This is a genomic window from Anaerocolumna chitinilytica, assembly GCF_014218355.1.
GTDB classification, from domain to species: Bacteria; Bacillota; Clostridia; order Lachnospirales; family Lachnospiraceae; genus Anaerocolumna; species Anaerocolumna chitinilytica.
Map to the genome: position 1 here is coordinate 483972 of NZ_AP023368.1, position 13529 is coordinate 497500.

Consider the following 13529-nt stretch of genomic DNA (forward strand, 5'->3'; position numbering starts at 1 on the left):
TTGGCGTGCTGTACCGGTTGTTATAAAAAACCCAGTGCCCTAGCAAACATTATAACCTGGCTCCTACTTCACAGACGTTTCTGTAAGGAAGTCGTCGTAGATATGGGCTCGAAGTGTTAAAACTTCATCGCATTTCATTCAGGGGGACATATGAAAAGTACAGTAAAGATTGCGGATATTGTGATTGCTTTGGAGGCTGACAATATTAATCGTACCAATAAGAAAATGAGAGTCTTTGAAACGAAAGAGCAGACTGCAGGGATGAGTATCTCATACAGAAAGGCAAAGGACCTGGAATTACCGGCAGATTATATATCTTTTGATGAAACGATGAAATGGTCAAAAGGAGACAGGGAAGAGACTGCCAATAGGCTGTATGTCTACGATAATAATATAGGAAAGGTAGTACACCAGGTATTTGCAAGTTCAGATTGGAAAGAGGTAAAGGTAACTTCGAATATTAAGGAGAGGAAACCTGCTAATACCTTTCTGAACTCCATTGGAGAAGTAGCCTTTCGAAATAGGATTTTATTCCATGACGGATTGGTAATACATGGTTCTGCTATTGCCTGTGAGAACAAGGGAATCATCTTTTCCGGTCCTTCCGGAACGGGTAAATCCACCCAGTCAGGGCTTTGGAGGAAATATAAAAAAGCAGAACTGATAAATGATGACCGTCCGGCTATAAGGGTTATTGAGGGGAGTTCTTATGTCTTTGGAACTATGTGGAATGGTTCCAGTAAAAAATACACCAATAGATCAGCTACCTTAGCAGCTATTGTTTTATTGCAGCAGAATAAAGAGAATATCATAGAAAGGCTTTCAGAGGATGAGGCTGTAAAAAGACTGATGCCTAGAAGCTTTCTGCCCTATAACAATGAAGAAAATATGGGAAGAGCACTTAAGAATCTGGAAAAGATAGTATCTGTCACGCCGGTATATCTCTTAAAATGCAGGCCTGACAGAGAAGCGGTGGAGTTATTATGCCAATGTCTGAATTAAAGGAAGTGAAATCCGACAGCATAATGCCTGTCATAAAGAATCTGATAAAAGAAGGCAAAGGGGTGCGTATTACCGTAACAGGAAATAGTATGTACCCTTTTTTGCGTGATAAAAAAGATAGTGTGGTACTCTATAGGACTTCCATGGAAAGTGTAAAAATCGGAGATATTATACTTGTAAAAAGAAAGGAGGGCGACTATGTGCTCCACAGAGTAATACGGAAAGGAAAGCAGGCCCTCTACTTGCTGGGAGACGCACAAAAGAGTAAGGAGGGCCCCATCTACAGCAGCCAGATACTGGCGAAAGCAGAAGTGATTTATCGAGGGGATAGAGAACTGGCTGTAGATGGCTGGTTTATCAGAATATTGTCCTTACTTTGGACACTGGTTATCCCCTTTCGGAAAATCATAATGAAGGGTTATCATAAGGTAAGAAACTGCCGTCTGGCAGTATTAAAGTAATTGTCACTTCTGTTTAAGCAGCATTGCGTATCGAAGGAGCAGGCATATGATTCAGAAAATTCAAATACTAAAGTGGATGGGGGCTAAAACAAAACCATATATACGAAGTCTGATACTTCTCATTCTGATGGGATGTATTTTATCTTTTGTAAAAGTATATATGGCATATGTTTCAAAAGATTTGATTGATTCGGCCCTCTTAAGGAACATAACGGAAGTGATAAAAACGGGAAGTTTATTCGGTGCTGCGCTGCTTCTGCAGGTGATTTTTAAATGGATCTCAACAGATTTATCCGTGCGGACCAAAGAAAACATGTCAGGTAATTTAAGAGAAAAAATATACCGGCATCTTACCGGGGCAAGCTGGAACGAATACACAAAATATCATACCGGAGACATTCATATGCGGGTCATGGGGGATACCCAGATAACGGTAAGCGGCATTATTGACGGTATCATTCAAGGAATAACCCAGCTAACAGGTATGGCAGCAGCCTTTGTGGTACTTTTACAGCTTAATAGAAATATTGCCCTGTTTACACTGCTTTGCGGACCCCTTTCCTTAGTGTTTATTGGGATTTTCGGTTCCCGGTACATGTCTATCCATGAAGATACCCAGGAGGCTGACGGCAAATACCGGGCATATTTACAGGAATGTTTATCCCATATGCTGATCGTGAAAACCTTTGGCAAGGAACGTGACAGTGCTGAAAAATTACGACAGATGCAGGCTGAAAAGAAGCGGTTTGCGATAAAACGCACCTTCTCAACCACGGTTATTAACACGGTAACCATGATTGGAATCGGCATCAGCTTCCTGCTTATATTTGTCTGGGGAATGACCTCTGTTTTCTCAAAAAACATCAGTGTAGGTACGTTTACCGCATACATACAGCTGATTGCCCAGATGCTGATACCGTTTTTAGATTTGGCTTTAATCGGCACTACCTTTCTATCGGCGGCCGGTTCCTCCAAACGGTTAATGGAGCTGGAGAGACTTCACACGGAAGACATGGACGTCAAACCTGGTGTGAAGGATTTTGATGAATTAATAATTGATAACCTGAACTTCTCCTACGAAGCAGACAAGCCTGTACTGCATGATGTATCATTCTCTATTAAAGCAGGGGAAATAATCGGCCTAATCGGAGCTTCAGGGCAAGGCAAGACCACCTTAATCAATTTAATCATGCAGCTTCTAAAGCCTGAGAAGGGCAGTATTCTCATTAAGAAAGAGAATACCATCTATAATATGGAACAGTTTTCTATCAGGGATTTGATAACCTATGTGCCCCAGGGAAATACCCTTTTTTCCGGTACCATTGAAGAGAACCTGGCAATGGGCAGAAAGGATGCAGAGGAAAAGGAGAAAGAAGAAGCCCTGGAAGAAGCCTGTGCCTGGGGCTTTGTAAAGGAACTGAAAGAAGGTTGGAATACGGTAATCGGTGAATACGGAATTGGCCTTTCAGAAGGGCAGGCCCAAAGAATCTCAATAGCAAGAGCCTTCCTTCGGGAAGCCCCTTTGATGATTCTGGACGAGGCAACATCAGCCCTGGATATGGATACGGAAAAGGCGATCCTTCGTAATATCAGAGAAATGAAGGGTAAACGCACCGGTATTATCATAACCCACAGGCTCTCAGCTCTTCGTTATTGCGATAGGGTATTCACACTGGAAAAGGGAACCTTAAAGGAAAGAGAGCCTGCTAAAATATTAGCGGAATTAAATGAAAGTATCGGTTTTGTTTCTTTTTATCCGTCTAGCGAAGCTCTAGCCAGGTAAGGAGCTGAATTCTATCAGAATAAGCAGTGGAGCTCTCTTTGTTCCAGATAAAAGCAAGGAGAGAAAGCTGCCTTAGGTTATATACTCCCCGGTGTACCCAGGCAATGGGAAGCAGAAAGGGATACTTTTTGGCATAACGATACCGGTATCTTAGCTGAGCGGGAATCGGAAATAAAAATCTTATTAGATTGAAGATCATTGTTCTTTTCCCACCCTTTATGTACCGGAGGATGTTGCGGGAAGCGGCTCTTTCATCCGTACGTTTTCCAAAGGTGCCGGCCTCCAGGATGTCTTCTGTCAGTTTGTTCCGGTAATAGAGAGCTTGCTCCTCTTCTACCGGGAGCAGTTCATCCGGAAGGGGCAAACTAAATAAATCCTGGCAGATGGCAAGCAGGGTTCGGGTGAATTTATCATATCCATAGAGTTCTAATTCCGAAAAGATATTTTCCCAGATAATATCCTTGGCGTGAAAGGCTGTAAACAGCGTAAAGTCACATAATTGCCGTAGCCCGATACCTCCGGAACAAATATGGTGAACAATATGAAAGATTTGGTGAAGAGTCTGGTCCTTCACGGACAGGCTTAATACAGGTGTTGTATCTAACAGCTCGGTGCTAGTATTGTCCCATACATGAGAAGTAAAATCAGCTTTGCTTTCCATATCGGAATTTTCCGTCAACAGGGTATGCAGCTCAATATCGGGAAAGCCTTCAAGGGTATAGACAATATGACGCTCACTGAATTCGCCTTTTTTGTAACCCAGCTTAACCAGAGCTGCATGAGCCCTTTTAAGGTCTTCATAGCGTATTAAAACATCTGCATCACCCATAATACGAAGTTCTTTTACAGGGTAATAATTACGAAGGATTAATCCTTTTAAAGCAATCATAGGAATTTCTTGTTCCTTAAAATACTGAAAGACTCTCACCATCTGTTCCACATGCTGAATCTGGAATGTTCCTTCCCGAAGCATATCATTCTTCCAGGAGGAGAGAAGTGCAGGTTCAGGCTTTAATTCTGCGGGGAGTTTTTCTATTACCGGAAATAGTAAGGTATGGACTTGGTGGGCAAGGGCTTCTTCGTAAATAACGGGCCAATCAGGGACTGACTCAGGCAATACCGGTGACTTACCTGAAATAGCAGCAGATAGAAGTTTAATAAGGATCATTGAATTTTTTTGCATAACAGCTCCTTAACTAGAAATAATTTACAATTATTATAACCCATGGAAGAGATACGGACAACTATTCCGGTAAGACAGGAATTACGGGAATATAAGATAAAGTATAATAATAAGACAAGAAGTGCGCGGTTATAGTGCGGAATCGAGGTAAATAATGGAGAGACCAGTCGGACCTAAAGGTAAGAAAATAAAGAAAATAACAGGTATAACAGCGGCAGTTATAGCCTTTCTCATACTCTGTGGCTATCTTTTGGCCCATAGTTATATCAGTAAGATGAATCGAGTGGAAGCTCTTTCAAAAGATGGGGTTATAAAAGAAACTTCTGGGGCAGATATTACTGATGAGGACAGCCGCTTAGATACTGATAGTTCAGGAGAAGCTTTAGGAGGGGATTCATCTGGAGAAGATGCTTTTGGAGATGATTCATCAGGAGATGATTCATTTGGAGAAGATTCTTCTGGAGATGATTCATCTCCTGAGCTGATCTCCTCAGCAGAGGAAGCTATTCGAAAGAATATGGAAGATAAAAGTACTTCGGTCTTATCGGATAAGAATGTGTTTAACATACTCTTAATCGGAACAGATAACAGGAAGGTAGGGGAGAACTCCCGCTCCGATGCTATGATACTCTTATCCATTAATAAGAAGAGTAAAACCATAACTAGTGCATCTTTGCTGAGGGATATTTATCTTCAAATACCTGGAAAGAACAACAACCGGTTAAATGCAGCATATGCTTATGGCGGTCCGAGCCTTTTAATGAATACGATTGAACAGAATTTTAAAGTAAGTGTGGATCGCTATGCATCTGTGGATTTTTATGTATTTATGGATATCATAGATGCTGTTGGAGGAGTAACCATCGAGGTCACCGATAAGGAAATACCTATCATAAATAACTATTTGGCTGAGCTTAACAGTTTACGAGGGGAGAAAGAAGGAACAGATTACCTGCAGGAGGCCGGAGTATTAAAGCTGAATGGTAAGCAGGCATTAGCCTATGCCAGAAACCGGTATATAGGAACTGATTTTGAGAGAACAGCAAGGCAAAGAAGAGTTTTAAGTGAAGCACTGCAAAAGGTTAAGAAGCTGAATCTGATTCAGTTGAACAGTCTCCTCAATAAATTGCTGCCGCAGATTACTACAAACCTCACAGAAGGTGAGATATTTTCGATGATTCTATCCATTCCCAAATATGCAGGTTATAAAATGGATCAAAGTCATATACCGGTAGATAATTCCTACCAGTTTATGCGCATTAGAGGAATGGATGTTATTACACTGAATTTTGATAAGAACATCAAAGTATTGCAGGAACAGTTATATCCTAATCAGAGCAAACGGGAAGTTACTCTAAACCAGTAATATTTTACAAGGAATAGCATCTTAGTTGACTGAACTCATAAAATGGTATAACATGGTGGAAACAGATTGAGAAGGGATAAGTACTGTGACTAGAAAACGATGGTTAGCCTGGGTTCCGGCAATTCTGATTATGATAATAATTTTTTTATTTTCTTCGGAGAACAGCAATGAGTCCTCCAACTTAAGCGGTTCTTTAACAAAATCCATGGTTGAGGCAGTAATCAATGCAGCTGATTTAACTGTAACTTCGGCGGAGCAGGAGCATATCATAGAGAGTATACATACCCCTGTAAGGAAGGTTGGACATCTATCAGAGTATGCGATGCTTGGTATTACAGTCGCCTTTGCATTAATTTATTGTCATCGGCTGAGAGGGAGAAGGTTGTATCTATTAAGTATCGGCCTTTGCGTCCTTTATGCCTCCAGTGATGAATTCCACCAGTTCTTCACGCCCGGTCGGTCGCCGATGATAACGGATGTAGGAATCGATACATTCGGTGCAATTATTGGAATTCTTCTCTGCGCTCAGATATCTCGTCATATCAACAGGAAGAAGAATGTTAAAAATTACCCTTGACAAAATTCTCAAAGGGTACTATTATAAAGACACAAAAAAATAAGGAAATTCTTCGGGGCAGGGTTAAATTCCCGACCGGCGGTATAGTCCGCGACCTGATACAGGGTAATAAGTGAAGTTAAAACTTACTGGTATCAGTTGATTTGGTGCAATTCCAAAACCGACAGTATAGTCTGGATGTGAGAAGAAACTGATTGCAGAATATGCATTATTGCATGTACGTAAAAAGCCCCGAATTACTATTATTCGGGGCTTTTATTATTTCTGCTGAAAGAATCTGTAGCAGTTACAACGCATAGATTCTCTTGGTCAGGGTGAGAATAACATTTTAAAATGTTTTCCACGCATAAAACCAGGAATTTCCTTCCTAAAAAGGAGAGAATATTATGAAGACATCACAAAACAACACAATGAAGGAAAGCTATGTAAAAAGTTCTGTTTTTAGTACAAGAGCAATGGTTACGATAAGTCTCTTAACAGCTTTATCCTATGTATTAATGTTGCTGGAGTCCCCTCCCTATATCGGTTTTTTAAGACTTGAATTCAGTGATATACCGGCGATATTAGGCGCTTTTTGGTTTGGGCCGGCAGCAGGAATTCTAATAGAATTTCTAAAGAACCTCATAAAAGGAATTACTGCTTCCAATACCATGGGAATCGGTGAACTTGCCAACTTTATTGTAAGTGTTGCATACGTTGTACCTGCAAGCTTACTCTTTCGTAAATTAAAAGGAAAATATAAGTCAGTATTCGCTTTTGGTGCTGCAACCATTTCTATGATGATTGTAGGATTCCTAATGAATTACTTTGTAACCATACCTTTGTATGCCAGAATGTACGGTGGCATCGATAATATTGTAGGCTTGGCTTCTATGGTACCTGGTATTAAGAATATGTTTACCTTAATCTTAATTGGAATCACACCTTTTAATCTGGTAAAAGGTATATTTCTCGGTATTGTAGGTCATATCACTTATGAAATATTAAAAAAAGTAATCCGTTAAAAAAATGACTTTTTAAATCATGCTATATCTGCTATAATTGTCACATACTTCTAATGCAAGCAGTATCGTAAGTTAGCTTACGGTACTTCTTGGCGTTTTAAGAGAATTCACTGAGGACTGTGAGAACTTATGATAATAGAAACCAATAGCAGGGAAGAAACCTTTGAACTTGGGAAGCGTTTGGGAGAGCAGGCAAAGTCAGGAGAAATATATTGTCTGTCCGGAGATTTAGGAACCGGGAAGACAGTATTTACACAAGGCTTTGCAAGAGGTCTTGGAATTACGGAACCGGTAAACAGCCCAACCTTTACGATTGTTTCCGAGTATGAGGAAGGAAGGCTTCCCCTGTATCATTTTGATGTATATCGCATTGAAGATATCGAAGAGATGGAGGAAATAGGGTACGAAGATTATTTCTACGGAGAAGGTGTCTGCCTTGTAGAATGGGCTGAGTTAATTAAAGAATTGCTTCCTGAAACCCTTACCTCTATTACGATAGAAAAGAACACAGCAAAAGGCTTTGATTACCGAAAGATTACGGTCACCGGCGGTAAGCTTATAGAAGAATAAAATAGAATAAGAATTGATAAATTCTTGTAAGCTTGCTGTTTATGAAAGGAGTTACATGAAGATATTAGCACTGGACAGTTCCGGACTTGTTGCTTCTGTGGCTGTGGTAACAGAGGATAAAGTACTGGGAGAATTCACTGTCAACAATAAGAAGACCCATTCTCAGACCCTTCTTCCTATGGTAGATGAGGTTCTTAAAATACTTGATATTGATGTGAAAGAGCTCGATGCAATTGCCGTTGCTGGAGGTCCGGGTTCCTTTACCGGATTGCGTATAGGTGCTTCTACTGCAAAAGGCCTGGCACTGGTTCTGGATATTCCGATAATTAATATACCTACTGTAGATTCCCTTGCATATAATCTGTATGGAACAGACCATTTAATCTGTCCTATGATGGATGCCAGAAGAAACCAGGTCTATACAGGTTTATATGAATGGCAGGAGGGCGAATTTAAAGTGGTTCTGCCGCAGTTTGCCGCAGAGGTAGAAGAATTGGCAGAAAAGCTTAACAGCTATAACCGGGAAATTATATTCCTTGGTGACGGTGTGGAAGCTCAGCTTAGTAAGTTTGCACCTTTACTGAAAGCTCCTTATTCTATTGCTCCTGTTCATCTTTCAAAGCAAAGAGCAGCAGCCCTTGGAGCTTTAGGGGTAGAGTATTACAAAGCCGGTAAGTTGCAAGAGGGAGACAGTTTTGAGCCGGAATATCTTAGAATGTCCCAGGCAGAACGCGAAAGAGCTGAAAAGCAGCAGCAAATTTAATAATGTGTTTATACGGCCTGAGAGAACAATCAATAAGAGATGATAGTTTTTCTCGGGTCCGTTTTGTTATGGTAAATGAAAGGAAAAGAGTGATATAATGAGTATACATCAAATGGTAGTCCGTCCCATGAAGCCAGAAGACATGGAACAGGTATATACAATCGAATACAATTCCTTTTCAAGACCCTGGAGTCAGGAATCCTTTCTAAACTCCTTGAAGAATCCGCAGAATCTCTATCTGGTTGCAGAAGCTGAGGGAATTATTCTTGGTTATTGCGGATTGTGGGGAATTGTTGGCGAAGGTGAGATAACCAATGTTGCTGTTGATAAAAAGTACCGGAACCAGGGGGTAGGGGAAAGGATTTTGACAGAGCTGATAGAGAGCGGGCGCAAGATGGGAATTGCCGCCTTTACACTGGAAGTACGTCAAAGCAATCTGTCTGCTATTCATCTCTATCATAAGCTGGGATTCGTGGATACAGCGGTCAGAAAGAACTATTACGAGGCACCGGTAGAAGATGCACTGATTATGTGGTTGTAATTCCCACTGTAAATTTTCTGGATTTCAAGTTATAATAATCTCAAGAAGGCGGACAAGTTGGCGGGAGGAATATTATGAGAAACTTAAAAAGGGTACCAATAATCAATCATGATATCTATTGTAATGTTTGCGGAAAAAAAATCGCAATGGAGCATGGAATAATGAAGGAAGACGTATTTGAAGCGGCAAAAGAGTGGGGATACTTCTCAAAATATGATTTAGAGGTCCATAAGTTTAACATCTGCGAAGAGTGCTATGACCGGTTAATATCATCCTTTAAAATTCCGATACAGAAAGTTCATAAAAGAGAAGCATTATAAGCAGTAATATAAAAGGACAAGCAGGAACACCAAAAAATGGTGCGCCTGCTTGTTTTAATTATAAGAATTGTAAGATGGCTGAGGTATTTTATCATAGGGGTAAGGCTATACTTTATATAGCTCTTACAGTATGTCCGGAGGTATGAAATTCATCTTAGGGTACTGTTTTTACAGGGCTTGCTAACTGATATGCATTGTGGTACTATTTAGAAAACGTTAAAAATAACGATTCGAGATATGCAGTAAAGTGAGGAAAATACATGTTAGATGTTTGTTTGCTTGGAACCAGCGGAATGATGCCTTTACCAAACAGGTGGCTGACGGCATTGATGACCAGGTATAATGGTTCCAGTCTTTTAATAGACTGCGGAGAAGGCACCCAGATTGCAATTAAGGAGAAAGGCTGGAGTTTCCATCCTATTGATGTGATTTGCTTTACCCATTATCATGGGGACCATATCAGCGGATTACCAGGTCTGTTACTTACCATGGGAAATGCTGACCGGACTGAGCCTGTAACCATGATAGGACCGAAAGGTCTGGAAAGGGTAGTAAGTGCTCTTCGGGTAATTGCACCGGAGCTGCCCTTTGATATTAATTTTATAGAGATTAACGGAGCAGAAGAAGAATTCCGTATAAATGGTTATGTAATACAGGCTTTTAAAGTAAATCATAACGTACTTTGCTATGGTTACAATGTTTTAATTGAGCGTGGCGGAAGATTCTATACAGAGAAAGCTATTGAAAATGAAGTACCTCAAAAATATTGGAATAAGCTGCAAAAGGGAGAGACAATCGAAGCCGACGGAAGAATATATACACCGGAATTGGTCTTAGGCGGCCGACGAAAAGGAATTAAGCTTACCTATTGCACTGACACAAGGCCTATTGCTTCAATCAGTGAGCATGCAAAAGATGCAGATCTATTCATCTGTGAAGGAATGTACGGTGAGAAGGATAAGGATGATAAAGCAGCAGAGCATAAGCATATGACCTTTTATGATGCGGCAAGATTAGCAAAGGCAGCTGATGCGAAAGAGCTTTGGCTTACCCATTATAGCCCTTCTTTAATCAGGCCGGAGGAATTTATGGCGGATACCCGTGCTATTTTTGCCAATGCCAAAGCCGGAACAGACAAGAAAAGCGTTGTTCTGGAATTTGACCCCAATGAATAATGAGTTTAACAGAAAGGAACTGCCGGCAGTGTAATGCCAGTTTGACTTTAGGAAGGATTTTTACACCAGGGCAGCTGAAAGAGAAATGGATAAGGATATATTGATTCTGGCGATAGAATCTTCCTGTGATGAGACCGCAGCAGCAGTTGTTAAAAATGGCAGGACGGTACTATCAAACGTAATATCATCCCAGATAGCGCTTCATACCCTGTATGGTGGTGTAGTGCCGGAAATTGCGTCCAGAAAGCACATAGAAAAGATAAATCAGGTAATCAAAGAAGCTTTAACAGAAGCAAATACAACATTAGATGAGATTGATGCCATAGGTGTTACCTACGGCCCGGGGTTGGTAGGGGCATTATTGGTTGGCGTAGCAGAAGCAAAGGCTATCAGTTACGCGGCAGGAAAACCGCTGGTAGGAGTGCATCACATAGAAGGGCATGTTTCTGCCAATTTCATAGAGCATAAAGACCTGGAGCCTCCCTTTTTATGCTTAATCGTATCGGGAGGGCATACCCATTTGGTAGTGGTAAAGGATTATGGAAAGTATGAGATAATCGGAAGAACCCATGATGATGCCGCAGGAGAAGCCTTTGACAAGGTAGCCAGAGCAATCGGACTTGGTTATCCGGGAGGACCGAAGGTAGACAAGCTTGCCAAAGAGGGGAATAAGAATGCCATAGCTTTTCCCAGAGCTAATATTGCGGATGCACCTTATGACTTTAGCTTTAGCGGGGTGAAATCTGCTGTTCTAAACCACCTCAATTCCTGTGAAATGAAGATGGAAGAAGTAAACAGAGCTGACATAGCAGCTTCTTTTCAGGAGGCAGTTGTGGATGCTCTTGTATCGAAAACCCTTTTAGCCGCCAAAGACTTAAAGTTATCTCAAGTTGCTTTGGCAGGTGGAGTAGCATCCAATTCAGCCTTAAGGGAAGCAATGGAAGAAGGCTGCAAAAAGAAAGGTCTTAAACTATATTATCCATCTCCAATCTTATGTACAGACAATGCTGCCATGATAGGGGCAGCAGCTTATTATGAATATCTTGGAGGAACCAGGCATGGTCTGGACCTGAATGCAATACCCAATCTTAAAATAGGACAACGCTAATGAAATATACGATAGCTGTTTTCCGGGTATCAGCCGGATATTAGTAATTGATGTACTATTGATATCATTATGACCGGAGAAGAGAGGGATAAAATGGGACAAGAGAAAATAAGCGCTATCCTGCTAGCCGGTGGAAGCGGTAAAAGAATGCAGTCTGATATTCCAAAGCAGTATATGCTTTTGGGAGAGAAACCGGTACTTTGCTATTCCTTGGAAGCATTTGATAAAAGCAGTGTGGACGAAATTCTATTGGTAGTAAATGAAAACGATATAGAATATCTGGAGGACAACATCCTTAGCCGGTACCCCTTAGAAAAGCCGGTCCGTGTAGTAACGGGAGGAGAAGAGCGCTATCATTCGGTCTATAATGGGCTAAAAGCGATATCTAAAGGGGAGTATGTTCTGATACACGATGGTGCAAGACCTTTTATTACTACGGAAATGATAGAGGAGATAATAGTAAGCTTAAGAGAGCACCCGGCTTGTGCTGTAGGTGTTCCAGTTAAAGATACAATTAAAATTGTTGATACAACAGGAACAATTACAGAAACACCAGATCGCAGCTTTGTTTGGGCAATCCAAACACCCCAGGCATTTTCACGTTCTCTGATTTCAAGGGCATATGATATGCTCCTGGGTGAATTTCACAAAGACGTTCAAGATAAGAAGATATCAATAACAGATGATACAATGGTTCTTGAATATACTTTGAATTATCCGGTTAAAATGATTATGGGCAGTTATAGAAATATTAAGATAACCACCCAGGAAGATCTGATTATGGGAGAAGCGCTTTTACAGCGTAAAAAATGAGAATTAATCATAACTTTTAAAAAAATTACAACAAAAGATACAAAAAAACAAAAAAATAAGCTTAAAAGTGCTTGACATGCTTTGCAAGTTTTGCTATACTGTTCAAGCAGTGTTCGGAGAGGTGTCCGAGTGGTTTAAGGAGCCGGTCTTGAAAACCGGTGATTCCGAAAGGGACCGTGGGTTCGAATCCCACCTTCTCCGCTGATAAGAATTCTGTTGATTACAAAAGTCTTATCTTATATATAATATGTAGTAACAAAATCAGCCATTATGGAGAAGTACCCAAGCGGCTGAAGGGGCTCCCCTGGAAAGGGAGTAGGTCGTTAATAGCGGCGCGAGGGTTCAAATCCCTCCTTCTCCGTTGGTTTTACCGACAAAAACAACTTCTGAAAAATAAATAAAAAAAGTTGTTGACAAGCTCTGGTAAGTGTGATAAGATAGTCGAGCTGGTGCAAGACACCGCCGCCTTACAGAAGAGGAAAAGCGGATAAAACCTAGCAAAAGTAATACAGAACATTGATAACTGAACAGTATAACAACCCTGAAATTTTCTTTAAAATTTCATTGAGAGATAGAAGAGAATGTTGCTTCTTATTTATAAGAAATGACAGCATCGGAAATCGATCATAAAGAACCGTATCAGAAATGATACAACCTTAAAAACAGTAAAATAGTAGGTAGCTTCGGCTACAGACTATCGGAAATAACAATTGTTCGAATCTTAGATTTGAATAGCCAATGTTAATTCTGAAAATGATTAAACTTTAATTTGAGAGTTTGATCCTGGCTCAGGATGAACGCTGGCGGCGTGCTTAACACATGCAAGTCGAACGGAACTTGTAAGTGGAAGTCTTCGGATGGAA

Annotated in this window: 14 protein-coding genes, 2 tRNA genes, 1 rRNA gene and 1 riboswitch (1 of these 18 only partly in view); of the genes, 16 read left to right on the forward strand and 1 reads right to left on the reverse strand. The window is 40.7% G+C overall.

Annotated features, from left to right (window positions below; all coding sequences use genetic code 11):
• Nucleotides 1-150: 150 nt before the first annotated feature.
• The 3 genes from bsdcttw_RS02165 to bsdcttw_RS02175 are packed head-to-tail and all read left to right on the forward strand — an operon-like array spanning nt 151 to nt 3246.
• Entirely contained in the window at nt 151-1002 is an 852-nt protein-coding gene (locus tag bsdcttw_RS02165; RefSeq protein ID WP_185257815.1) for a hypothetical protein, read from the forward strand.
• A complete protein-coding gene (locus bsdcttw_RS02170; RefSeq protein ID WP_185257816.1) occupies nt 990-1463 on the forward strand; it encodes a S24/S26 family peptidase in 474 nt (157 codons plus the stop codon). The genes bsdcttw_RS02165 and bsdcttw_RS02170 overlap by 13 nt, the downstream gene beginning before the upstream one ends.
• Nucleotides 1464-1509: 46 nt before the next feature.
• On the forward strand, nt 1510-3246 hold the full coding sequence (locus bsdcttw_RS02175; protein ID WP_185257817.1) for an ABC transporter ATP-binding protein: 1737 nt from the start codon (nt 1510-1512) through the stop codon (nt 3244-3246).
• Here bsdcttw_RS02175 and bsdcttw_RS02180 read toward each other — a convergent pair.
• Nucleotides 3224-4429 (reverse strand): nucleotidyltransferase domain-containing protein, encoded by a 1206-nt coding sequence (locus tag bsdcttw_RS02180; RefSeq protein WP_185257818.1) that lies wholly within the window; start codon nt 4427-4429, stop codon nt 3224-3226. The genes bsdcttw_RS02175 and bsdcttw_RS02180 overlap by 23 nt on opposite strands.
• 154 nt (nt 4430-4583) lie before the next feature.
• On the opposite strand from bsdcttw_RS02180, the gene bsdcttw_RS02185 reads away from it, so the two are divergent.
• The 13 genes from bsdcttw_RS02185 to bsdcttw_RS02245 form a co-directional block, all read left to right on the forward strand.
• The gene (locus bsdcttw_RS02185; protein ID WP_185257819.1) at nt 4584-5795 is read left to right on the forward strand and encodes an LCP family protein; all 1212 of its coding nucleotides are present in this window, start codon (nt 4584-4586) and stop codon (nt 5793-5795) included.
• Nucleotides 5796-5880: 85 nt separating this feature from the next.
• On the forward strand, nt 5881-6372 hold the full coding sequence (locus bsdcttw_RS02190) for a VanZ family protein (RefSeq protein ID WP_185257820.1): 492 nt from the start codon (nt 5881-5883) through the stop codon (nt 6370-6372).
• A 44-nt stretch (nt 6373-6416) separates the two neighbouring features.
• Nucleotides 6417-6565, forward strand: a riboswitch (FMN riboswitch).
• 193 nt (nt 6566-6758) lie between these two features.
• Complete coding sequence (locus tag bsdcttw_RS02195; protein WP_185257821.1) at nt 6759-7376, forward strand: ECF transporter S component; 618 nt, start codon at nt 6759-6761, stop codon at nt 7374-7376.
• 129 nt (nt 7377-7505) lie between these two features.
• The gene (tsaE, locus tag bsdcttw_RS02200) at nt 7506-7946 is read left to right on the forward strand and encodes a tRNA (adenosine(37)-N6)-threonylcarbamoyltransferase complex ATPase subunit type 1 TsaE (protein ID WP_185257822.1); all 441 of its coding nucleotides are present in this window, start codon (nt 7506-7508) and stop codon (nt 7944-7946) included.
• A gap of 55 nt (nt 7947-8001) precedes the next feature.
• A complete protein-coding gene (tsaB, locus tag bsdcttw_RS02205) occupies nt 8002-8709 on the forward strand; it encodes a tRNA (adenosine(37)-N6)-threonylcarbamoyltransferase complex dimerization subunit type 1 TsaB (RefSeq protein WP_185257823.1) in 708 nt (235 codons plus the stop codon).
• A gap of 97 nt (nt 8710-8806) precedes the next feature.
• Complete coding sequence (rimI, locus tag bsdcttw_RS02210; RefSeq protein WP_225903769.1) at nt 8807-9250, forward strand: ribosomal protein S18-alanine N-acetyltransferase; 444 nt, start codon at nt 8807-8809, stop codon at nt 9248-9250.
• 74 nt (nt 9251-9324) lie between these two features.
• Entirely contained in the window at nt 9325-9570 is a 246-nt protein-coding gene (locus tag bsdcttw_RS02215) for a hypothetical protein (RefSeq protein WP_185257824.1), read from the forward strand.
• 260 nt (nt 9571-9830) lie between these two features.
• Nucleotides 9831-10745, forward strand: a complete 915-nt coding sequence (locus tag bsdcttw_RS02220) for a ribonuclease Z (RefSeq protein ID WP_185257825.1) — start codon at nt 9831-9833, stop codon at nt 10743-10745.
• Between the two features lie 85 nt (nt 10746-10830).
• Nucleotides 10831-11853 carry a tRNA (adenosine(37)-N6)-threonylcarbamoyltransferase complex transferase subunit TsaD gene (gene tsaD, locus bsdcttw_RS02225; RefSeq protein WP_185257826.1) on the forward strand — a complete coding sequence of 341 codons (1023 nt, stop codon included), beginning with the start codon at nt 10831-10833 and terminating at the stop codon, nt 11851-11853.
• Nucleotides 11854-11946: 93 nt separating this feature from the next.
• The gene (gene ispD, locus bsdcttw_RS02230) at nt 11947-12666 is read left to right on the forward strand and encodes a 2-C-methyl-D-erythritol 4-phosphate cytidylyltransferase (protein WP_185257827.1); all 720 of its coding nucleotides are present in this window, start codon (nt 11947-11949) and stop codon (nt 12664-12666) included.
• Between the two features lie 115 nt (nt 12667-12781).
• Nucleotides 12782-12867, forward strand: a tRNA-Ser gene (locus tag bsdcttw_RS02235).
• A gap of 71 nt (nt 12868-12938) precedes the next feature.
• Nucleotides 12939-13027: transfer RNA gene (locus bsdcttw_RS02240), tRNA-Ser, on the forward strand.
• Nucleotides 13028-13431: 404 nt separating this feature from the next.
• A 16S ribosomal RNA gene (locus bsdcttw_RS02245) occupies nt 13432-13529 on the forward strand (it continues 1436 nt past the right edge of the window).